The sequence below is a fragment of the Streptomyces adelaidensis genome, assembly GCF_016598475.1.
Classification (GTDB): Bacteria; Actinomycetota; Actinomycetes; order Streptomycetales; family Streptomycetaceae; genus Streptomyces; species Streptomyces adelaidensis.
The window spans coordinates 61,725-83,851 of record NZ_JAEMUX010000033.1 but is presented as its reverse complement, the minus strand read 5'-3'; the positions used below and the strand labels follow the sequence as shown (position 1 = coordinate 83,851).

Below are 22,127 nucleotides of genomic sequence, written 5' to 3'. Positions count from 1 at the left end.
CCGCGACCTCCGCGACCTCCGCGACCTCCGCGACCTCCGGGGCCTCCGGGGCCTCCGGGGCCTCCGGGGCCTCCGGGGCCTCCGGGGCCTCCGGCAAGTCGACCGCCTCCCCCGCCATCCCCAACACCCCCTGAGGAACGTCATGACCACACAGACTCACCTGCCGGCGATGCGCGAATCCGTGTTCGACGTCGGCGGGAAGAAGATCTTCGTCGCGGAGGCGGGAGAGACGGGGGACGCCGACGCCACGCCCGTCCTGCTGCTGCACGGCGGCGGTCCCGGCGCGTCCGGTGTCTCCAACTACACCCGGAACATCGGGGAGTTGGCACAGGAGTACCGGGTCATCGTCCCCGACCTGCCCGGGTACGGGCGGAGCAGCAAGGGGGTCGACGGGGCCGACCCGTTCGGCCACCTGGCCGACAGCATCCGCGGGCTGATGGACGGACTCGGCCTGGAACGCGCCCACCTGGTCGGCAACTCCTACGGCGGGGCCTGCGCCCTGCGGCTCGCTCTGGACACCCCCGACCGGGTCGGCCGCCTGGTGCTGATGGGTCCCGGCGGCATCGGTACGACCCGGGCGCTGCCGACGCCGGGGCTCAACAGCCTGCTCGGCTACTACGGCGGGGACGGGCCGTCCCGGCCGAAGCTGGAGCGGTTCATCCGCGACTACCTGGTCTTCAACGCGGCCGAGGTGCCGGACGCGGTCATCGACGCGCGCTACCAGGCGAGCATCGACCCCGAGGTGGTGGCGGCCCCGCCGCTGCGCCGGCCGTCCGGTCCGAACGCGCTGCGCACCCTGTGGAAGATGGACTTCACCCGTGACGCGCGGCTGTCCCGGCTGCCCGTGCCGACGCTGGTGCTGTGGGGCGCCGCGGACAAGGTCAACCGGCCGTCCGGCGGGCGGATGCTGGCGGAGCGCCTGCCCAACTGCGATCTCTACATGGTCGCCAACACCGGGCACTGGGTGCAGTACGAGCGGTCCGAGCTGTTCAACGCGCTGTGCGCGGACTTCCTGGCGGGGCGGCGATGAGGGCCGCGGAGAGGAACACGGGCGGTCCGCTCGCGACCGCGTCCGGGACGCCGTCCGTCTTCGGGGCCGTCCATCTCGGCTATCTGGTCATCGAGACGAACCGCTTCGCCGACTGGCGCCGGTTCGGCACCGACGCGATCGGTATGCACCGCGACGACCTCGACACCGGGGTGACACGGTTCCGGCTCGACGACCAGGAGTGCCGGTTCCTGCTGCGGCGGGGCCCGGCCGAGGACGTCGTCGCCACCGGCTGGCACATCGACGACCACGCCGCCTTCGAGCGGATCGAGGCACGGGTGCGCGCCCACGGCGTACCCGTGCGGGTGGGCACCGCCGAGGAGGCGGCCCTGCGCGGCGTCGAACGGCTGCTGCGCTTCCCCGGACCCAAGGGGATCACCCAGGAGATCTACACGACCCCGGTCATCGCCGCCGAGCCGCTGCGGATGCTCGCCTCCGGGTTCGTCACGGGTGAGGCCGGCATGGGACACGTGGCGATCACCTCGGCCAGGCCGACGCGGCTGCGAGGCTACTTCGACACGGTCTTCGACGCCCGGCTGACGGACTACATCGACGAGACGATCAGCGGCGTCAAGCTCAAGATCCGCTTCCTGCGGGTGAACGAGCGCCACCACTCCCTCGCGATCGCCGCCGTGCGCGGCCTGCCGATCGACCCGGTCCGCACCCGGGTCCAGCACGTCAATGTGCAGGTCACCTCCCTCGACGACGTGGCCCGGTCGTATCAGCGGGTGAGCGAACTCGGCTTCGAGATGGCCCTGACCGTCGGACAGCACACCAACGACAAGGAGCTGTCGTACTACGTCCGTACGCCCTCGGGCTTCGAGTGGGAGGTGGGCTGGAACCCGATCGTCGTCGACGAGAACACCTGGGAGCCCAGCACCCACCAGGGCATCAGCGTCTGGGGGCACCGGCCCGTCGGGCAGACGATCATCGACAAGCTCGGCCAGTTCGGGCTGGGGGCGCGTTCGCTGGCGCATCCCGAGAGGACGGTTCCGGCGCTCAGCGGGGCGGGCATCCCGGACGACTGATCCGGGGGCAGGGGCGGCAGGGCCGTCTTCGGAGACGGTCAGGGCCGGGGCAGGGGCTGTTCGGTCCAGATGGTCTTGCCGTCGGGGGTGTAGCGGGTGCCCCAGCGTTCGGTGAGCTGGGCCACGAGGAAGAGGCCCCGGCCGCCCTCGTCCTCGGTCCGGGCGCGGCGCAGCCGGGGCGAGGTGCTGCCGGCGTCGTAGACCTCGCAGATCAGGGCGCGGTCGCGGAGGAGGCGGAGCTGGACCGGGCCGGTGGCGTGGCGGATGGCGTTGGTGACCAGTTCGCTGGCCACCAGCTCGGTGGTGAAGGCCAGTTCGTCCAGGCCCCAGGCGGCCAGTTGCTCGATGACGGCCACGCGGGCGCGGGAGACGACCGCCGGGTCGCTCGGCAGCTCCCACTGGGCGACCCGCTCCGGGCCCAGGGCGTGCGTACGGGCGACCAGCAGGGCCACGTCGTCGGCGGGCCGGGCCGGGAGGAGGGCGTCGAGGACCGCCTCGCAGGTGTCCTCGGGGGTCCGGTCGGCGTGGGCCAGGACGGTACGGAGCTGGTCCAGGCCGGTGTCGATGTCGCGGTGCCGGTCCTCGACCAGGCCGTCGGTGTAGAGGACCAGCTGGCTGCCCTCGGCCAGTTCGATCTCGGCGGTCTCGAAGGGCATGCCGCCGAGGCCCAGCGGAGGCCCGGAGGGCAGGTCGACGAAGTCCACGGTCCCGTCCGGGGCGACGACCGCGGGCATCGGATGCCCGGCTCGGGTGAGGGCGCAGCGGCGGGACACCGGGTCGTAGACGGCGTACAGGCAGGTCGCGCCGATGATGCCGGAGTCCTGGTGGGTGTTCTCCACCGCCCAGCCCTCGCCCCGGTCGAGGCGGCCGACGAGGTCGTCGAGGTGGGTGAGCAGGTCCTCCGGGGGCAGGTCGAGGGCGCAGAAGTTGTGCACGGCGGTACGCAGCCGGCCCATGGTGGCGGCGGCGTGCAGGCCGTGTCCGACCACGTCCCCGACGACGAGGGCGACGCGGGCGCCGGAGAGCGGGATGACGTCGAACCAGTCGCCGCCGACGCCCGCCTGCGCGGGGAGGTAGCGGTACGCGACCTCGACCGCGCTCTGCTCGGACCGGCCGCGCGGCAGGAGGCTGCGCTGCAGGGCGAGCGCGGTGTTGTGCTCGCGGGTGTAGCGGCGGGCGTTGTCGATGCAGATCGCCGCGCGGCCGACCAGTTCCTGGGCCAGCGAAAGGTCGTCGTCCTCGAACGGGGCGGGCTGCTCGGAACGGTAGAAGCTGACGACACCGAGGGTCACGCCGCGCGCCCGCAGCGGCACGGTGATCAGGGAGTGGATGCCGGCCTCGAGGGCCCGCTCCAGCCGCCGCGGGTCCTGGGCGATCCAGCCGCCGGCCTCGGCCAGCACGGGTTCGAGCACCGACCGGCCGCTCTCCCAGCTGCGCGCCTGCGGGGTGGAGGGGACGAATCGCACCGGGTCCCCGACCTCGTACAGATGCGACTGCTCGTGCACCGCCCCGAGCGCGACCCGCCGCAGCGACATCCCCGGGCCGAGCGGTTCCGGTTCGTCGCCGAGGAGTACGGAGTCCGGCAGGTCTACGGCCGCGAAGTCGGCGAACCTCGGGACGGCCACCTCGGCCAGTTCCTCGGCGGTACGGGTGACGTCCAGGGTGGTGCCGATCCGGACGCCCGCGTCGTGCAGCAGCTCCAGCCGCCGACGGGCGAGTACGGCGAACCGGCCGACTCCGGGTTCGCCGACGAGGAGGAGCCAGGCGTCGGTGGCGGGGTCGAGGGATGGGGGTGGTGGGGGCTGCGGGGGCTGTGGGGAGGGGGGTACGACCGTGCGGAGGACGAGGGTGGGGGGCCGGGCGGGCCGGGCGGCCACTGCGGTCGGAACCGGGGCCGGGGCCTGGGCAGGGGCCCGGGCCTGGGCCTGGGGCGGGGTCCTGATCGTCGTGGGCGTGGGCGTGGTCGTGCTCGACGGTGTCAGTTCGAGGTGGCGGAGGTGGGGGCCGCCCAGGACGCGGGCCTCGACGACCATGCCGGTCTCGCCGGCGGCGCCCATGATCGGGCGGCGCAGGAGGGTGGCGACGCGGCCGCCGGAGAGGGCGACCTCGTCGAGGGTGCGGTGGGGGGAGGCGATGAGTTCCTCTGCCTTCTCGCGGAGGACGGCCAGGTCGACACGGCCGAGGGTGTCGCCGTCGTGCCCGTCGTGGTCCCGCGCCCAGGGCGGCCGCTCGGGCTGGCGGGGCCAGGTGCCGGGGCCGGCCGTGGCCCCGGCGGCCCGGCGGTACGCGGCGAGCAGGGCCCGCTCCCGGCTCGTGGCCTGTTCCAGGAGCCCGGCCTCGATGTCGTGGGCGGCCTCGCGGACGAGCCGCATCATCGTGAGATCGCCGTCGTCGCGCAGACAGGTGAGGTCGAGGACGGCCTCGATACGGCCGCTGAGCGGATTGCGGACGGGGGCGCCGGCGCAGGCGAAGGGCGAGAGGCAGTCGGCGAAGTGTTCGCGGCCGAGGACGTAGACGGGTTCCCGCTCGGCGAGGGCGGTGCCGACGCCGTTGGTGCCGGCGGCCGCTTCGGAGGCGCAGAAGCCGGGGGCGAAGTTCACCTCGTCGAGGCGGGCGAGGAGCTGCCGGTCACCGCCGTGGCGCTGGACCATACGGGCCTGTCCGTCGCAGAGCACGATGGTCATGCTCACGTTGGCGAGGGAGGCGGTGAGCTGCGCGAGCACCGGGTCGGCGGCGCGCAGGAAGGGGTCCTCCATGGCGAGGTCGGGGGCGTAGGGGATCAGCAGCTCGCGTGGTTGGAGCCCGGCGGAACGGCACCGCTTCCAGGAGTCGAGCACCGGGTCCCGGACGTCCGAGTCGACGCGCGCACCCGCGAGGAAACGCTCATGGGCATCGACGAGACCACCGATGTCGTCCCAGGCGACGGTCAACGGGACCACTTCCCTCACCTGGAGGCGCCCCCGTCGCGTACCGCCGTCCGGCCCGCCTCAGGGGTCGCCTGCCAAGCGCTACAACCCTAAACCTTGCGTGACGCACATCACAACAGCCGCTCTGTCCGCCTCCCCGCGGGCGAGCACGGCGGTCGTGGAGTGACTTGTGTCTCATGCGGGACTGCTGGAGCGGTGGGGGAGTCAGATGGGATTCGCGGCGGAACGGCTGTTGGGAGGCGGTCTCGTCGTTCTGGCGGTGGGGGGAGTTCTCTTGGTCGATACCGGGGAGTCATTTGGGGTGGGAACGGTCCTGGGGTTCCCTTCGTTCTTGACTTGCCCTGCCTCCGCCGGTGCGGTCCCCGCCGTACCGGCGCGACGCGGAAGGACGACGTGCCCTTTGTTCCCGCTCCCGCTCGACGCGCCGCCCCCCTCGCGGCCCACCCCGTCCCCGGTCCCCGACCCGACGCCGAAACGCGACGCCACCCTCATACCCGGCCCGGTCCCCGATCCGGCCCGTGGCCTGCCCTCGGTCTCCGACCCGGCCTGCGGTCTCCCGGCCATCCCCGGCCCGGCCTCGGCCCCGGACGACCTCATCCCGGTCGTGTGCCGGACCCCGGTCCTGGCCCCATCTCCGGCTCCGGCTCCCGCTCCGGCTCCGGCTCCCGCTCCGGCTCCGACGCCGGCCCTCGACCAGGCCCCCGTCAGCACGGTCGGTGACCCGGCCGCTGACCAGGACCCGTGCGCCGACCCGGCCCGCTGTCTGTCCTCCCTTCCCCCGAGGGTCCAGGCGTTCCTGCCCGCCCGCTCCCCCGTCACTGCCCGTCGGGCGCGGCTCGTGCTGGTCCTGTTGCCGTGGGTGATGCTCGGGGTGTGGGCGGCGGTCGACTGGCGGACGGTCTACACCGGCGCGGTCCGACTGGCGTCCGCCGACCCGCTGTGGCTGCTGGCCGGGATCGTGTTCACCGCCCTGTGTTCGGTGGCCTCCGCGTGCGTACGGCAGGGGGCGGTGCCGGAGCGGCTGCCGCCGGGGCGGTTGCTGGCGACGCAGTTCGCCGCCGGGGCCGCGGGGCACGCGCTGCCGGGCAACATCGGCGCGCACGCGGTCGTCCTGCGCTTCCTGCGCGGCCGTGGCATCCCCCTGGCCCGGGCCACCTCCTCGCTCGCCCTGTACTCGGCGGTCAAACCGGTGGCCAAGACGCTGGTGATCCTCGCCTTCCTGGTCGCCTTCCCGGGCACGCTCCGTCTGGCCGAGCTCCTCCCGAAGGGCGAGACCCTCGCCCTGGTCGGCGCGATCACCGGGGTGAGCCTCGCCGCCGTGGTCACCCTGATCTCGACCGTACGGCCGCTGCGGCGCCCGCTCATCGGGGGGCTGCGCAGCGCCCTGAACGACACGCGGGTCGTGCACAGCAGGCCCGTGCGGGCGCTCGCCCTGTGGGGCGGGGCGGTCGCCTTCCCGCTGTGCCAGGGAGCCGTGGTCGCCTCGGTCGGTTCCGCGGTCGGGCTGCCGGTGTCCTGGACGCAGATGCTGTTCGCCTACCTCGTCGCCAGTACGGCGGCCGGGGCCGTGCCCGCGCCGGGCGGGCTCGGTCCGATGGACGCGGCGCTCGTCTTCGCCCTCGTCGCCTTCGGCGCGCCGGCGACCCTCGCCACCACCACCGTCATCGGCTACCGCGTCCTCACCGTCTGGCTCCCGCTCCTCCCGGGCACGCTCGTCCTCTCGGCGCTGGTGCGGGCGAAGGTGCTCTGAGCGCCGCCGCCGCACCACCGGCGTACTTCCGCACCACCGGCGTACCTCCGCCCCATCAGTGCGCCTCCGCACCATCCGCACGCCCCCATGCCACCAGCGCGCCGCCGTACCACCGGCGTACCCCCGTACCGTCGGCCTGCCCGCCGCAGCCGCGTGCAGCAACCAGTTGAAGAGGGAACCAATCCTGGGACAGGGGAAGTCGGGCGTTACTGAGCGGGCGGGGGCTGGTGCATGTCGTACTCGGCGGGGCGGCGGGTGGTGGTCACGGGGCTCGGGGCGGTCACACCGCTCGGGGTGGGGGTGGGCGCGTTGTGGCAGGGCCTGCTGGAAGGGCGCTGCGGGATACGGGAGTTGGAAGGGGAGGAGTTCGCCGGGTTACCCGTGCGGGTCGCGGGGACGGTGCCCGTGGACCCGGCCGGGCTGCTGCCACGGGCCCGGGCCCGGCGGATGAACCGGGCCGCGCGGTTCGCCGTACTGGCCGCGCGGGAGGCGTGGCGGGACGGCGGGTTCGATGGCGCGGGTACGGCGGAGAGCGGGCTCGATCCGGCGCGCGTCGGGGTGTCCGCCGGGGCGATACTCGGCGACGCGTCGGTCCTCGTGGCCGGCGACCGGCAGTTGCGGGACCGGGGTCCGCGCGGGGTCTCCCCGCTGACCACGCCGATGTGCGTGCCCTCGCAGGCGGCGTCGCAGATCTCCCTCGACCTCGGTATCACCGGCGAGGCGCGGACCGTGACCAGCGCGTGCGCCTCCGGTACCGAGGCGATCGGGCAGGCCGTCGACCGGATCCGGTACGGCCGGGTGGACGTGGCCCTCGCGGGCGGTGCCGAGGCGGTGGTGACCCCGGCGATCATGGCGTCCTTCGCGGCGATGCGGGCGCTGTCCCGGCACGGTCTGTACGGCACCGGACAGAGCCCGTCCCGCCCCTTCGCCAAGGACCGGGACGGCTTCGTCAACGGCGAGGGGGCCGGCTTCCTGCTGCTGGAGGCCGAGGACCACGCGAGGGCTCGCGGCGCCCGGATCTACTGCGAGGCGGCCGGCTGGGGGCTCTCCGCCGACGCGCACCACATGGCGGCGCCGGACCCGTCGGGCTCGGGGGTCGCGCTCGCGCTCCGGCGGGCCCTGGCGGACGCGGCGGCCTCCCCCCTCGACGTCGTCCACGTCAACGCGCACGCCACCGCCACGGTCGACGGCGACCTCGCCGAGGCGAACGCGCTCGCCGCCGTGCTGTCGGGCCGCCGGGTTCCCGTCACCGCCCTCAAGGGCAGCCTCGGGCACCTCCAGGGAGCCGCCGGCGCCGTCGAGGCCCTCGCCACCGCCCTCACCCTCCACCACGGCCTCATCCCCCCGACCATCGGCTGCGCCGACCAGGACGACGCGATCACCCTCGACCTCGTCACCACCACCCCCCGCCCCCTCCCCACCGACGGCGACCTCGCCCTCACCAACTCCTTCGGCTTCGGCGGCCACAACGCGGTCCTGGCGCTACGGCGAGCCGCATGACACCCCGGGCGCGCCGGGGGTGACTCCGGGCGCGCCGGGGCCGACTCCGGGCGAGCCGACACCAGCGGCCGGCCTCCGCCGCGCCGTGGCTTCACCGCTGCGACGGCGGGAGCCGACCATCGCGAAGAGCGGGCCACCGCGCTCCCGCCCGGTCCTGCACCGCCGACCACAGCCGTCGGCGGCTGACCACCACTGCGGCGGACAAGAGCCCCGGTTCCCGCCGCGTCGGCGAGCGTCCTGTAGTCACGCGGAGCGTTTGCGTGGGGTCGCCTTCTTCGCCGGGGTCTTCTTCGCGGTGGATTTTGTCGCCGTGGATCTTGTCGTCGTGCTCTTCTTGGCCGTTGATTTCTTCGCGGCGGTCTTCTTCGCGGGCTCGGTGGGTCTCGCCGTCGACTTCTTCGGGGCGGCGGCGGTCTTCTTCGTCGTGGTGGTGGACTTCTTGCCGGCGGGTTGTTTGGGGGTGGGGCGGGACGGGAGGGGGGTGATGTCGGCGGTGTCCTCGCCGCGGGACTCCTTGGCCTCGCGGACGCTCTTCTCGAGGGCGGCCATGAGGTCGAGGACCTTGCCGCCCGGGGCCGGGGCGGGGGCGGTGGGCGGCTCCTCGCCGGAGGCCTTCGCGGCGATGAGGTCCTCGACGGCCTCGCGGTAGTCGTCGTGGAGGGAGTCGAGGTCGACTTCGCCCAGCGTGTCCATGAGGGCGTCGGCGAGGTCCAGCTCCTTGTCACGGACGGAGACGCTCGCCTCGGGGGCGACCCCCTCGGTCGTACGGATCTCGTCGGGCCACAGGAGCCCGTGCATGGCCAGTACGTCGTCCACGACCCGGAGCATGCCGAGCCGTTCGCGCCCGCGCAGGGCGAACTTGCAGATGGCGACCTTCCCGCTGCGCTTGAGCGCCTCGCGGAGGAGGGTGTACGGCTTGGCGGCGGGGACACCGTTCGCCGCGAGGTAGTACGCGGCGTCCACCTGGAGCGGGTCGACGCTCTCGGCCGGTACGAAGCCCTCGATCTCGATGGTCTTGGCGGTCGGGATCGGCAGCGCCGCGAGGTCGTCGTCCGTGATCGGGATCATCGTGCCGTCCGCGTCCTCGTACGCCTTGCCGATCTCCCCCTGCTGCACCTCGCGGTCCTCCAGCTCGCAGACCTTGCGGTAGCGGATGCGGCCGCCGTCCTCCAGATGGATCTGGCGGAAGGAGACGGAGTGGCTCTCGGTGGCGTTCACCAGCTTGATCGGGATGCTGACCAGCCCGAAGGAGATGGCGCCGTTCCAGATGGATCGCACGGGCAACACGCACCTTTCGGGTCGGTGCCCTCGGCCCGGTGATCTCGGCCGCCGTAGGGCTCGCTCTCCCTGCCCCGCCCCGGTCCCTGCACCGTATCCCCGACCCCTCGCGCCTGCTCGTCGGCACGGTGGAGCGGACCGGTCAGGATTGGAGAAGCGCCCGGACCGGGGGCGCCCGTAGCGTGACGGGCATGGACCTCACCATCAACGCGAGCTTCCTCCCGCACGACGACCCGGACGCGTCCCTCGCCTTCTACCGCGACATCCTCGGCTTCGAGATCCGCAAGGACGTGGGCTACGAGGGCATGCGCTGGATCACGGTCGGACCGGTCGGCCGGCCCGAGACCTCCATCGTCCTGGAGCCGCCTGCCGCCGACCCGGCCGTCACCGACGACGAGCGGCGCACCATCGTCGAGATGATGGCCAAGGGCACGTACGCCCGTGTCCTGCTCGCCACCCCGGATCTCGACGGCACCTTCGCCCGGCTGGCGGAGAGCGGTGCCCAGGTCGTCCAGGAGCCGACGAAGCAGCCGTACGGCGTCCGTGACTTCGCCGTCCGTGATCCCTCGGGCAACCTGATCCGTGTCCAGGAGGTCTGACGCCCCGAGGGCCCGACCCGTACCGCCGATCAGGTGAACCCACGACCTTCGCCATGACCGCACAGAAGACGCACAGCCGGACGTACTGTTCCCCGTGTTCCCCCAGTACCCCCGGTTTCCCCTGTTCCCCCTGTTCACAGCGGATCAGATCCAGTCAGGCGACGCCGGCGCGGGCCGCGAGTGCGGCCCCGCCCCACAGATGGAGGCACGATGACCAAGGCCACGCGGACGAACACCCGGCCGCCCGGGCCGCACGCCGCCGACAGTCATGATCTGATCCGCGTGCACGGCGCGCGGGAGAACAATCTCAAGGACGTCAGCATCGAGATCCCGAAGCGCCGGCTGACGGTGTTCACCGGGGTCTCCGGCTCGGGCAAGAGCTCGCTGGTGTTCGACACGATCGCCGCCGAGTCGCAGCGGCTGATCAACGAGACGTACAGCGCCTTCGTGCAGGGCTTCATGCCGACGCTGGCGCGCCCCGAGGTGGACGTGCTCGACGGGCTGACGACGGCGATCAGCGTCGACCAGCAGCGGATGGGCGGCGACCCGCGCTCCACGGTCGGCACCGCCACCGACGCCAACGCGATGCTGCGCATCCTCTTCAGCCGGCTCGGCAAGCCGCACATCGGCCCGCCGAGCGCGTACTCCTTCAACACCGCCTCGGTGCGGGCGAGCGGCGCGATCACGGTCGAGCGCGGCGCGAAGACCAAGGCGCAGAAGGCGACCTTCAACCGCACCGGCGGCATGTGCGTGAACTGCGAGGGCAGGGGCACCGTCTCCGACATCGACCTCACGCAGCTCTACGACGACTCCAAGTCGATCGCGGAGGGCGCGTTCACCATCCCGGGCTGGAAGTCGGACAACGTGTGGACCGTGGGGATCTACGCCGAGTCGGGCTTCCTCGACCCCGACAAGCCGATCCGTATGTACACCGAGAAGGAGATGGAGGACTTCCTCCACCGCGAGCCGACCAAGGTGAAGGTCAACGGGGTCAACCTCACCTACGAAGGGCTGATCCCCAAGATCCAGAAGTCGTTCCTGTCCAAGGACAAGGAGGCGATGCAGCCGCACATCCGGGCGTTCGTGGAGCGTGCCGTCACCTTCACGGCCTGCCCCGAGTGCGACGGAACGCGGCTCAGCGAGGGGGCCAGGTCCTCGAAGATCGGGAAGATCAGCATCGCCGACGCCTGCGCGATGGAGATCAGGGATCTGGCCGTGTGGGCCGGTGAGCTCGAAGAGCCGTCGGTGGCGCCGCTGCTCACGGCGCTCCGGCACACCCTCGACTCCTTCGTGGAGATCGGGCTCGGCTATCTCTCGCTCGACCGGCCGGCCGGCACGCTCTCGGGCGGTGAGGCGCAGCGCGTCAAGATGATCCGCCACCTCGGCTCCTCCCTCACCGACGTCACCTATGTCTTCGACGAGCCCACCATCGGGCTGCACCCGCACGACATCCAGCGGATGAACGACCTGCTGCTGCGGCTGCGGGACAAGGGCAACACGGTGCTCGTCGTGGAGCACAAGCCGGAGGTGATCGCGATCGCCGACCATGTCGTGGACCTCGGTCCCGGCGCCGGTACGGAGGGCGGCACCGTCTGCTACGAGGGCACCGTCGAGGGCCTGCGGTCCGGCTCCACCATCACCGGCCGTCATCTCGACGACCGGGCCACCCTCAAGGAGTCGGTGCGCAAGGCCACCGGCACGCTGGAGATCCGGAACGCGACCAGGCACAACCTCCAGGGCGTCGACGTCGACATCCCGCTCGGCGTGCTCTGTGTGGTCACCGGGGTCGCCGGCTCCGGCAAGAGCTCGCTCATCCACGGCTCCGTCCCGGCCGCGGCGGGCGTCGTCTCGGTGGACCAGACGCCGATCCGCGGCTCGCGGCGCAGCAACCCGGCGACGTACACCGGGCTGCTGGAGCCGATCCGCAAGGCGTTCGCCAAGGTCAACGAGGTGAAGCCGGCGCTGTTCAGTGCCAACTCCGAGGGTGCCTGCCCGACCTGCAACGGCGCCGGGGTCATCTACACCGACCTGGCGATGATGGCCGGCGTGGCCACCACCTGCGAGGACTGCGAGGGGAAGCGGTTCCAGGCGTCGGTGCTCGAATACCACCTCGGCGGCCGTGACATCAGCGAGGTGCTGGCGATGTCGGTGACGGAGGCCGAGGAGTTCTTCCGCACCGGCGAGGCGGCCACCCCGGCCGCGCACCGCGTCCTGGACCGGCTCGCCGACGTGGGGCTCGGCTACCTCACTCTCGGCCAGCCGCTCACCACGCTGTCCGGCGGCGAGCGACAGCGGCTCAAGCTGGCCACCCACATGGGCGACAAGGGCGGCGTCTACGTGCTCGACGAGCCGACCACCGGTCTCCACCTCGCCGACGTCCAACAGCTGCTCGGCCTGCTCGACCGGCTCGTCGACGCCGGCAAGTCGGTCGTCGTCATCGAGCACCACCAGGCGGTCATGGCGCACGCCGACTGGATCGTCGACCTCGGCCCCGGCGCCGGTCACGACGGCGGACGCATCGTCTTCGAGGGCACCCCGGCCGACCTCGTCGCCGACCGCTCCACTCTCACCGGGGAGCACCTGGCCGCATACGTCGGCGCCTGATCACCGACCGTTCATAAATCAGCTCATTTCACCCGTATTCGCGCCAATCATGGGACTCTCTTCCCATGACGCCGATCACCGAGGTGGAGGGCCGCAGGGTCGCTCTGTCGAACCTGGACAAGGTCCTCCACCCGGCGACGGGCTTCACCAAGGGCGAGCTGCTGCACTACTACGCGACGACGGCGGACGCCCTGCTGCCGCATCTGCGCGACCGCCCGGTCTCCTTCCTCCGATACCCGGACGGGCCGGGCGGCCAGGTCTTCTTCACCAAGAACGTGCCGCCGGGCACGCCCGAGTGGGTCACGACCGCCGAGGTGCGGCGGATGGAGGGCCCGGCCCGGATGGTGCTGGTCCAGGACCTGGCGAGCCTGATGTGGGCGTCGAACCTGGTCGCCGAGTTCCACACGCCCCAGTGGACCGTGCACACCGCCGATGAGGCCGACCGGCTGGTCTTCGACCTGGACCCGGGGGCGCCCGCGACGGTCGTCGAATGCTGCGAGGTCGCCTGCTGGCTGCGGGAGCGGCTGGCGGCGGACGGGATCGAGGCGTACGCGAAGACGTCCGGGTCGAAGGGGCTGCATCTGCTGGCGGCGGTGCGCGGGGCGTCCTCCGAGCGGGTGACGGAGTACGCCAAGGAGCTGGCGGTGGAGGCCGAGAAGGCGCTGCCCCGCCAGGTCGTCCACCGGATGACCCGCAGCCTGCGCCCCGGCAAGGTCTTCGTCGACTGGAGCCAGAACGCCGCCCGGAAGACCACCGCCACGCCCTACACCCTGCGCGCCCGTCCCGAGCCCACGGTCTCCGCGCCGGTGACCTGGACGGAGGTCGAGGAGTGCGGCTCCCCCGGCCGGCTGGTGTTCCGGGCCCCGGACATCGCCCCCCGCCTCCAGGACCACGGCGACCTACTGGCCGCGCTCCTCGACCCGGACGCCTCCCACCCGCTGCCCTGAAGGCGCACGAAACCCCCCGAAAGGGTCTCTCCAGGCACCCCTCGGCGGGGCATGCCTGAAACGGGGACAAAGGAAACAGTCCCGCCCAAGACACCCAGCCTGGCGTTCAGCAAGGAGCAGCATGCAAGCAGCACAACGGTCCGGGACCCGCCGCGCCCTCGCCGTGGGACTCGCGGCCGTGAGCCTCGCCGCCCTGCCGTGGGTCTCCGAGGCCGCCCCGGACCGGCACCCGCCCCGGACCCGCACACCGAACGCCGAGGTGATCACCGACTGGAGCAGGACCGCCGTCGCCGTCGTCGCCGAGGACGCCCGGCGCCCCACGGCCGAGCCGTTCGTCTGGTACGGGTTCGTCTCGGCCGCCGTGTACAACGCGGTGGTCGGCATCGAGGGCCGCTACGCCCCGTACAAATGGCACACCCGCGATGCCCGCGGCCCCCGCCGCGCCTCCTCCGAGGCCGCCGCCGCGACCGCCGCGCGCAGGGTGCTGCTGACCTACTTCCCGGCCTCGAAGAACCGGATCGACGCCGCGTACGACGTCTCGCTCGCGAAGATCCCCGACGGCCGGGCCGAGGACCGGGGCGTCCGCTTCGGCGAACGGGCCGCCGCGCGTCTGATCGAACTGCGCGAGAACGACGGCCGGGACGCCAAGATCCCCTACGACAGGAAGCCCGCCCCGGGTGTCTGGCGGCCCTCCCCGCCGGCCGACGCCCCCTTCGGCAACACCTGGCTCGCGAAGCTGCGGCCCCTGCTCCTCGACTCCCCCGACCAGTTCATGCCGCCCCCGCCGCCCGCCCTGACCTCGAAGCGGTACGCCCGGGACCTCGCCGAGGCGAAGGCCATGGGCGCGAAGCACAGCACGGAACGCAACCCCTGGCAGACCGAGACCGCGCTCTTCTTCTCCGACCCGCTGCCCCAGCAGTTCCAGGCCTCCTACGCCGACCACGCCACCCGGCACGGGCTCGACATCGTCGAGGCGGCCCGCCTCTTCGCCGCCGCCAACACCGCCACGGCCGACGCGACGATCACCACCTGGAACTCCAAGTTCACCTACGCCCTGTGGCGCCCCATCACCGCGATCCGGCTGGCCGACACCGACGGCAACCCGGCGACCGAGGCCGACCCGTCCTGGGAGCCGCTCCTCAACACCCCGCCCTACCCGGAGTACATGGGCGGCCACTGCGCCAACGACGGTGCCGCCATGGCCGTACTCGACCGGCTGACCGGCGGCGACATCGACCTCCGTATGTCCTCGACGGTCACGGGCACCACCCGCACGTACACGAGGTCGGCCGACTTCAACCGCGATGTGATCGACGCCCGGGTGTGGAGCGGCATCCACTTCCGCACCGCGGACGTCGTCGGCAGCGACATCGGCCGGCGGATCGGCGAGCTGGCGCTGGACCACTACTTCAAGAAGCTCACCTGATACGGGGGGTGAGCCACGGCCTACACCCGCGTCCAGGTACGCCGGTCCCGGGCCATCGCGTGCAGCGCCTCCACGTCCGCCGGTTTGAGCATCCCGCCCGTGCGGGCCAGCTCGGAGAGGTCCGTGTTCCTCAGGACGCGGGCCTCTCGCGGGGGCACGGTGACGGAGAGGTCCGCGGGTTCGGCGAGGGCCAGCACGGGGTGGACCTCGGCGGTGAGGGCGTAGGAGGCGCGGTCCGCGTCGGCGCGGAGGCCGCGCAGGACGGGCCGGGGTTCGTGGCGGCCGATGCCGACCATGGGATCGGAGACGACGACCCGCTGCCTGCGGGCGTACAGGGAACGGACGCAGTACAGGCCGCCGGGACCGATGACGAGGTGGTGGATACGGTCGCCGCCGGGCAGCGGGACGGAGTGCAGGGTGTGCCAGCCGGCGCGCTCCAGCCGGTCCAGCGCGTCACCGACGGTCTGCTCGGCGGCCAGGGCGCGGCGGCGCGGGTCGGGGCGCAGCCGGCGCGGTGGGCCGGGGGTGCGGTCGAGGGCGATCAGCAGGGCCTCGCCGGGGCGGTTGGGGGCCAGGTCGTCGTCCGGGTGGAGGCTCAGCCGGGCCAGTTCGGCGGGGGTCGGCACGGGTGGCGGGCCCACTGTGACCGGGCCGGTGAGGAAGGGGTGCAGGGCGGCGAGCACGTCCGCTCTGCGCTCCTCGCTGAGCAGGTTCACCCGGCCCGCCTCACGGTCGTACCAGGCGATGTTCCTCCCGTCGGTCCGGCACACGTACAGGCGCTCCTGTCCGTGCCGCCAGGTCGGTATGACGCGCAGTCCGCTCATGCACCATCACCCCACGACCATGGGAACAGGCGGGGTGCTCCATCGGCAAGAACCCGGCTACCTTTGGGGTGACGACCCGTCGTCAGGGCCCAGGGGAGGCGCCGTTGCGGACACGCAGGAAGCAGCCCGATGTGCCTGCTCCGGACGAACCGTGGAGCGAGATCGTGCCCGGTCTGTGGATGGGCGGGCACGAGTACGCGGGGCGGACGGGCACCGGAGGCGTCGAGTTCGCGGTCGTAGGCGATGAGTTCGATCTCGTGCTGACCCTGCTGCGGCTGCCCGGACACGGGCCGGACGAGGGCGTCGAGCACCATGTGTGGCCGATCCCGGACGGACCGCTCGACGGTACGCAGCTGGCGGGCGTGGAGCGGCTGGCGCAGGCGGCGTGCGACGCGCTGGAGGACGGCAAGCGGGTCCTCGTCCGCTGCTGCAGCGGCTACAACCGGTCCGGCCTGGTCGTCGCGCACGCGCTGATCCGCGACGGGCACTTGGCCGAGGAGGCGATCCGGCTGATCCGCACCCGCCGCTCACCATGGGCGCTGCACAACGAACTGTTCGTGGAGTACCTGCACACGGGGCTGCCGACGGTCCGGTTCCTGGAGGAGTTGGAGGAGCTCACGGAGTAGGGCGAGCGGGCGATGTGGAGTGGCGCGAGCGGGCGATGGTGAGTGGCGCGAGCGGGCGATTGGGACTTCTGTACGAATAGGGTGTACGGGACCACAGCCGCCCGAAGAGGCCCTCCGGGTCTCTCCGGCCGTCCCGTATCCGCGTCCGTCCGCGTCCCAGGAGTCCCGTGTTCCCCAGCCGCCCCGTGCGTGCGGCCGTCGGCGCGTCGGTCGCCGTGGCCGCTGTTCTGCTGCTGGGGGCCTGCGGCGACTCCGGGGGTCTGGTGTACCTGTTGACGGACGGGCCTCAGCGGTTCCGGACCTCGGGCTCCGCGAAGGGCTCCGCCAAGGGGCATGGGCTGGGGTTGACGATTGCTGTGGGGCAGGCGGAGGTGTTGGGGGCTCGGTTGACGTTCGAGAACGCCGACGATGGGGGTGCGGTGGCTGTTTTGCGGCTGCCGGCCGGTGGGGGTTGATCGCGCCCACGCGACGGAGCCGCACATGGACACAGCCCCGCGCCCCTGAAGGGTGGGGCTGCGCCCCCTTCAGGAGTCGCGGGCTCTGATGGCCTAGTGCAGAAGGCGCCCTCTGCCTCCTCCTCCTAACGTGGCGATTAGTCAGCTTCGCCCCCTTTCTGGAGGAGCATCAATGTCCCTGCGGATTCTGCTCATGCGGTTCGGCATAGCCGCTGCCGGTGGCGCTCTCATGGCGCTGGCCGCCACCACTCCGGCCGCCGCCGGCGACGACTGGGAGGACAACGGGAGGAACAGGGGGATCGTGAAGGGCGAGGTCACCGCCCGCTCCGGTCTGATCCTGCGCAGCGCCCCGAATCGCGGTGGCGCGGTGATCCGGGTCGCGCCCTTCGGGGAGATCGTCAAGATCTTCTGCAAGACCCGGGGCCAGAACATCGACGGCAACCGGAACTGGTACCTGCTCACCAACGGCACCTGGGCCTGGGGTTCGGCCCGTTACATCGAGACCTGGAAGACGCCACGCTGGTGCTGAACTGAGCGACAAGGCGCACAGGACATCCCATTTGGGTAAGTTCCGGGCATGACCACCAAGGCCGGAACGACCGTGGCGGCGGATCCCTCGGACCCGTCCCCGCCCGCCGTTCGCCTGCTCCGGCGCCGAGGCGTCGAGTTCACCCTCACCGTCGTGGCCGTCCTGCTCTCCATGTACGGCTACTGCGCTGTGGGTCTGGCGAAGAACGGCACCGTCCCGCCCGGCGCCGCCGATTACGGCGCCGGGCTCGGCGTGCTCGCGCTGCTGGCGCATCTCGTGGTGCGCGTGCGGGCGCCGTACGCCGATCCGCTGCTGCTGCCGATCGCGGTGCTGCTCAACGGTCTGGGCCTGGTGCTGATCCACCGTCTCGATCTGGAGACCCCGGGCGACCAGGCGGCGCCCGCGCAGCTGAACTGGTCGACGCTCGGGGTGGCGCTGTTCATCACGGTGGTGGCCCTGCTGCGCGACCACCGGGTGCTCCAGCGCTACGCGTACGTATCGGTGGTGGCCGCGCTGGCGCTGCTGGTGCTGCCGATCCTCTTCCCGCCGGTCAACGGCGCCCGGATCTGGGTACGGATCGCCGGATTCTCCCTCCAGCCGGGCGAGTTCGCGAAGGTGCTGCTCGCGGTGTTCTTCGCCGGCTATCTCGCGGCGAACCGCAACGCGCTGGCGTACGCCGGGCGGCAGATCTGGCGGTTCAAGCGCCTCCAGCTGCCCACCGGGCGCGTCCTCGGCCCGATCGTCACCATCTGGCTGCTGAGCGTCGGTGTCCTGGTCCTGGAACGGGACCTGGGCACCTCGCTGCTGTTCTTCGGCCTGTTCGTGATCATGCTGTACGTCGCCACGGGCCGCACCGGCTGGATCGCGGTGGGGCTGCTGCTGGCGTGTGTGGGCGCGGTGGCCGTCGGCTGGCTCGAACCGCATGTGCACAGCCGGGTCGAGGACTGGCTGCACCCGTTCGCGTCGATCGAGGCGGGCGAGGGCCCGGGCCAACTCGCCCAGTCCCTCTTCGCGTTCGCCGCCGGCGGGCTGCTCGGCACCGGGCTCGGCCTCGGCCACTCCGTCCTGATCGGCTTCGCCGCCAAGTCGGACTTCATCCTGGCCACGGCGGGCGAGGAACTGGGCCTGGCCGGCCTCTCCGCGATCTTCCTGCTCTACGCCCTGCTCGTGGAGCGCGGCTACCGCACCGGCCTCGCCCTGCGCGACCCCTTCGGCCGGCTGCTGGCCATCGGGCTCGCCTCGATCGTCGCCCTCCAGGTCTTCGTGATCGCCGGCGGTGTCACCGGCCTCATCCCCCTCACCGGCATGGCGATGCCCTTCCTCGCCCAGGGCGGCTCCTCCGTCGTCACCAACTGGATCATCGTGGCCCTGCTGATGCGCCTGAGCGACTCCGCCCGCCGGCAGTACGACCGCCACGACGGCCCGCAGGACAGGGCCGCGGCTTTCGGGAGAGGCGCATGACCAAGTACATCCGCCGCGCCGCCGCCCTGTGCGCCCTGCTGCTGATCGCCCTCCTGGTCAACGCCACCCGCATCCAGGTCCTGCAGTCCCGGGTCTACGACGACAATCCCGCCAACCGCCGCCCGACGATCGCCCGTTGGGGCCAGCCGCGCGGGAACATCGTGGTCGAGGGGCGCCCGGTCACCGGCTCGAAGGACACCAGGGAGCAGCTCCGCTACGAACGCACGTACCGGGACGGCCCGTTGTACGCGCCGGTCACGGGCTTCGCCTCGCAGGTGTACGGGACGACGTTCCTGGAGCACGCGGAGGACTCCCTCCTCGACGGCAGCGACCCGCTGCTGTCCTTCCTCCCCCTGTGGAACGACATCACCCGCGACCGCAACGCCGGCGGCGAGGTCGTCACCACCCTTCAGGAGGCGGCCCAGCGGGCGGCGTACGTGGGACTCGGCGCCCGCCGGGGCGCGGTCGCGGCGCTCGAACCGGCCACCGGGCGCGTCCTGGCGCTGGTCTCCAGACCGTCGTACGACCCCGCCGTGCTGTCCGGGAACGGTCCCCCGGTGGCCGAGGCGTGGGCGCGGCTGAACGGGGACGCGGGCAGGCCGATGCTCAACCGGGCGGTGCGGCAGACGTATCCGCCGGGTTCGACCTTCAAGGTGGTGACGGCGGCGGCGGCGCTGGACGCCGGGGTGGTCACGGATCTCGACGCCCCCACCCGCTCCCCCGAGCCGTACACCCTGCCGGGCACCTCGACCTCCCTCTCCAACGAGGTCGAGGGCTGCGAGAACGCCTCCCTGCGCCATGCCTTCGAGTGGTCCTGCAACACGGTCTTCGCCAAGCTGGGCGTGGACGTCGGCCTCGGCCCGATGACGGACACGGCCCGGGCGTTCGGCTTCAACGACTCGGGCCTGCGCATCCCCTTCTCCGTCGCCCCCAGCAGCTTCGACACCGAGATGGACCGGGCGCAGCTCGCCCTCTCCTCCATCGGCCAGTACGACACCCGGGCCACGCCCCTGCAGATGGCGCTCGTCACGGCGGCCGTCGCCAACGGGGGCTCTCTCCGGTCGCCGTACCTCGTCGAGCGGACCACCACGGCCGCCGGCCGCACGGTCGCCACGAGGGGCGCCCGGACCCTGCGCCAGGCCATGAACCCGGCCACCGCGAGGCGGCTGCGCGAGCTGATGCGTGGCGTCGTCGAGGACGGCACCGGCACCAACGCCGCCATCCGCCACGCCACCGTCGGCGGCAAGACCGGCACCGCCCAGCACGGCATCGGCAACTCCGGCACGCCCTACGCCTGGTTCATCGGGTGGGCCCAGGCCGACGACGCGGTCGAACCCCAGGTGGCGGTCGCCGTGGTCGTCGAGGACGCGGAGGCGGTACGGGGGGAGATCAGCGGGGGTGGCGACGCGGCGCCGATCGCGCGGGAGGTGATGGAGGCGGTGCTGAGGGCGGCGGACTAGTGTCCGCGGGCGGTACACGCATGTCCGCCATCTGAGATATGCGAGGTAACCGCCGAGCCCACCCGACCTATCGTTCGGTCATGAATCCCGCCGCGTACGAACTCGCCCAGGTCAACATCGCCCGCCTCGAAGCGCCCCTGGACTCCCCGCAGTTGAAGGACTTCGTCGACGCCCTCGACCCGGTCAACGCGGTGGCGGACACCTCGGAGGGTTTCGTCTGGCGTCTCCAGGACGACTCCGGCAACTCCACGGACATTCCCGTCCTCGGCGACGAGTGGCTGATCATCAACATGTCGGTGTGGCGGGACACCGACGCCCTGACGGCGTTCATGTACCAGGGGCAGCACCGGGAGCTGCTGTCGCGCCGCCGGGAGTGGTTCGAGCGGCTGGCCGAGGCCATGACCACCCTGTGGTGGGTACCCGCCGGCCACCGCCCCACCGTCGCCGAGGCGGAGCAGCGGCTCCTGCACCTGCGGGCGCACGGGCCGACGGCGTACGCGTTCACGCTGCGGACGTCGTTCCCGGCGGGGGCTGCGGAGCCGGCTTCGACGGCGGCGACGGAACCGGTGCCCGGCGCCGCTCTCCGTTGATCCGCCAACAAGTGACACCCAGGGGATTGACGGCCTTGCTGACAAGTAGTCTCATAAGCGCTGACCGCCGGTAACAGCCTCAACTTCGGTACGAGGAGCTGGAACAGCCATGACTACGGTGCCCTCGGTGAAACCCGTGCCCCCGGTGTCGGAGGCGGAGGTGCTGCGCGACGCGCTCGGGGTCCTCAAGGACCGGGAGCAGGTGGCCGAGCGGCTGCTCGTCTCTTCCGCGAAGCACTCCTTCGACCCCGACAAGGAGCTGGACTGGGACGCGCCCTTCGAGGAGGGCAAGTGGTTCTGGACGCCGGAGCTGGTGTCCCTCTACGGCACGCCGCTGTGGCGGCGGATGCCGGAGGACCAGCGGATCGCCCTCTCCCGGCACGAGGCGGCGGCGCTGGCCTCCCTCGGCATCTGGTTCGAGATCATCCTCATGCAGCTGCTCGTGCGGCACATCTACGACAAGGCGGCGACCAGTGCGCATGTGCGCTACGCGCTGACCGAGATCGAGGACGAGTGCAGGCACTCGAAGATGTTCGCCCGGCTGATCAGCAAGGGTGGCACCCCGTACTACCCGGTCAGCCGACTGCACCGGAACCTGGGCCGCGTCTTCAAGACGATCTCGACGACGCCCGGCTCCTTCACCGCCACCCTCCTCGGTGAGGAGATCCTCGACTGGATGCAGCGGCTCACCTTCCCCGACGAGCGGGTCCAGCCGCTCCTCCGGGGGGTGACCCGCATCCATGTCGTGGAGGAGGCCCGGCATGTCCGCTACGCCCGCGAGGAGCTGCGGCGGCAGATGGTGACCGCTCCGCGGTGGTCGCGGGAGTTCACCCGGATCACCTCCGGGGAGTTCGCCCGTATCTTCTCCGTCGCCTTCATCAATCCCGACGTCTACTCCAACGTCGGGCTCGATCAGCGGGAGGCTGTCGCCCAGGTGCGGGACAGCGCACATCGGCGCGACATCATGCAGACCGGCGCGAAGCGGCTGACCGACTTCCTGGACGACATCGGGGTACTGCGGGGTGCCGGGCGGCGGCTGTGGAGGTCATCGGGGTTGCTGTAGGCAGACTCGAGA

At 72.1% G+C, this 22,127-nt stretch carries 17 protein-coding genes and 1 pseudogene; 15 read left to right on the top strand and 3 right to left on the bottom strand.

Annotation, left to right across the window (positions count from 1 at the left end):
* Positions 1 to 142 precede the first annotated feature (142 nt).
* The gene (locus I8N67_RS20535) at positions 143 to 1,030 is read left to right on the top strand and encodes an alpha/beta fold hydrolase (RefSeq protein WP_200304610.1); all 888 of its coding nucleotides are present in this window, start codon (positions 143 to 145) and stop codon (positions 1,028 to 1,030) included.
* Positions 1,027 to 2,076, top strand: a complete 1,050-nt coding sequence (locus tag I8N67_RS20530) for a VOC family protein (protein WP_200304609.1) — start codon at positions 1,027 to 1,029, stop codon at positions 2,074 to 2,076. Before I8N67_RS20535 ends, I8N67_RS20530 begins: the two co-directional genes overlap by 4 nt.
* 38 nt (positions 2,077 to 2,114) lie before the next feature.
* Here I8N67_RS20530 and I8N67_RS20525 read toward each other — a convergent pair whose 3' ends face one another.
* Positions 2,115 to 5,015 carry a SpoIIE family protein phosphatase gene (locus I8N67_RS20525; RefSeq protein ID WP_200304608.1) on the bottom strand — a complete coding sequence of 967 codons (2,901 nt, stop codon included), beginning with the start codon at positions 5,013 to 5,015 and terminating at the stop codon, positions 2,115 to 2,117.
* A 388-nt stretch (positions 5,016 to 5,403) separates the two neighbouring features.
* On the opposite strand from I8N67_RS20525, the gene I8N67_RS20515 reads away from it, so the two are divergent.
* Together I8N67_RS20515 and I8N67_RS20510 are read left to right on the top strand one after the other, a co-directional pair.
* Positions 5,404 to 6,753, top strand: coding sequence for a lysylphosphatidylglycerol synthase transmembrane domain-containing protein (locus I8N67_RS20515; RefSeq protein WP_307835294.1), 1,350 nt, complete (start codon positions 5,404 to 5,406; stop codon positions 6,751 to 6,753).
* Between the two features lie 231 nt (positions 6,754 to 6,984).
* Positions 6,985 to 8,253 carry a beta-ketoacyl-[acyl-carrier-protein] synthase family protein gene (locus I8N67_RS20510; RefSeq protein ID WP_200304607.1) on the top strand — a complete coding sequence of 423 codons (1,269 nt, stop codon included), beginning with the start codon at positions 6,985 to 6,987 and terminating at the stop codon, positions 8,251 to 8,253.
* 243 nt (positions 8,254 to 8,496) lie between these two features.
* Here I8N67_RS20510 and ku read toward each other — a convergent pair whose 3' ends face one another.
* Positions 8,497 to 9,531: a non-homologous end joining protein Ku gene (ku, locus tag I8N67_RS20505; RefSeq protein ID WP_443729044.1), complete on the bottom strand. Its 1,035-nt coding sequence runs from the start codon at positions 9,529 to 9,531 to the stop codon at positions 8,497 to 8,499.
* A gap of 191 nt (positions 9,532 to 9,722) precedes the next feature.
* Here ku and I8N67_RS20500 point away from each other — a divergent pair, with 191 nt between their 5' ends.
* The 4 genes from I8N67_RS20500 to I8N67_RS20485 all read left to right on the top strand — a co-directional run bounded on the left by I8N67_RS20500 (position 9,723) and on the right by I8N67_RS20485 (position 15,107).
* Positions 9,723 to 10,130: a VOC family protein gene (locus I8N67_RS20500; RefSeq protein ID WP_200304605.1), complete on the top strand. Its 408-nt coding sequence runs from the start codon at positions 9,723 to 9,725 to the stop codon at positions 10,128 to 10,130.
* A 210-nt stretch (positions 10,131 to 10,340) separates the two neighbouring features.
* Complete coding sequence (locus I8N67_RS20495) at positions 10,341 to 12,734, top strand: ATP-binding cassette domain-containing protein (protein ID WP_200304604.1); 2,394 nt, start codon at positions 10,341 to 10,343, stop codon at positions 12,732 to 12,734.
* A gap of 65 nt (positions 12,735 to 12,799) precedes the next feature.
* The gene (gene ligD, locus I8N67_RS20490) at positions 12,800 to 13,681 is read left to right on the top strand and encodes a non-homologous end-joining DNA ligase (RefSeq protein ID WP_200304603.1); all 882 of its coding nucleotides are present in this window, start codon (positions 12,800 to 12,802) and stop codon (positions 13,679 to 13,681) included.
* Between the two features lie 121 nt (positions 13,682 to 13,802).
* The gene (locus tag I8N67_RS20485; RefSeq protein ID WP_200304602.1) at positions 13,803 to 15,107 is read left to right on the top strand and encodes a vanadium-dependent haloperoxidase; all 1,305 of its coding nucleotides are present in this window, start codon (positions 13,803 to 13,805) and stop codon (positions 15,105 to 15,107) included.
* A gap of 20 nt (positions 15,108 to 15,127) precedes the next feature.
* Here the strand turns inward: I8N67_RS20485 and I8N67_RS20480 are convergent, their stop codons facing one another.
* Positions 15,128 to 15,931 carry a nuclease-related domain-containing protein gene (locus I8N67_RS20480; RefSeq protein ID WP_200304601.1) on the bottom strand — a complete coding sequence of 268 codons (804 nt, stop codon included), beginning with the start codon at positions 15,929 to 15,931 and terminating at the stop codon, positions 15,128 to 15,130.
* A gap of 104 nt (positions 15,932 to 16,035) precedes the next feature.
* On the opposite strand from I8N67_RS20480, the gene I8N67_RS20475 reads away from it, so the two are divergent.
* From I8N67_RS20475 to I8N67_RS20445, 7 genes and pseudogenes are all read left to right on the top strand, one after another.
* Positions 16,036 to 16,557, top strand: coding sequence for a protein-tyrosine phosphatase family protein (locus I8N67_RS20475; RefSeq protein ID WP_234045991.1), 522 nt, complete (start codon positions 16,036 to 16,038; stop codon positions 16,555 to 16,557).
* 266 nt (positions 16,558 to 16,823) lie between these two features.
* Positions 16,824 to 17,012 (top strand): annotated as a pseudogene (locus tag I8N67_RS20470) (two-component sensor histidine kinase); the annotation flags it as partial.
* A 172-nt stretch (positions 17,013 to 17,184) separates the two neighbouring features.
* Positions 17,185 to 17,541, top strand: coding sequence for an SH3 domain-containing protein (locus I8N67_RS20465; protein ID WP_200304600.1), 357 nt, complete (start codon positions 17,185 to 17,187; stop codon positions 17,539 to 17,541).
* Between the two features lie 48 nt (positions 17,542 to 17,589).
* Positions 17,590 to 19,002, top strand: coding sequence for an FtsW/RodA/SpoVE family cell cycle protein (locus I8N67_RS20460; protein ID WP_200304599.1), 1,413 nt, complete (start codon positions 17,590 to 17,592; stop codon positions 19,000 to 19,002).
* The gene (locus I8N67_RS20455; protein WP_200304598.1) at positions 18,999 to 20,462 is read left to right on the top strand and encodes a penicillin-binding transpeptidase domain-containing protein; all 1,464 of its coding nucleotides are present in this window, start codon (positions 18,999 to 19,001) and stop codon (positions 20,460 to 20,462) included. The genes I8N67_RS20460 and I8N67_RS20455 overlap by 4 nt, the downstream gene beginning before the upstream one ends.
* Positions 20,463 to 20,542: 80 nt before the next feature.
* Positions 20,543 to 21,052 (top strand): DUF3291 domain-containing protein, encoded by a 510-nt coding sequence (locus tag I8N67_RS20450; protein WP_200304597.1) that lies wholly within the window; start codon positions 20,543 to 20,545, stop codon positions 21,050 to 21,052.
* Between the two features lie 109 nt (positions 21,053 to 21,161).
* Complete coding sequence (locus I8N67_RS20445) at positions 21,162 to 22,115, top strand: AurF N-oxygenase family protein (RefSeq protein ID WP_200304596.1); 954 nt, start codon at positions 21,162 to 21,164, stop codon at positions 22,113 to 22,115.
* Positions 22,116 to 22,127: the final 12 nt, after the last annotated feature.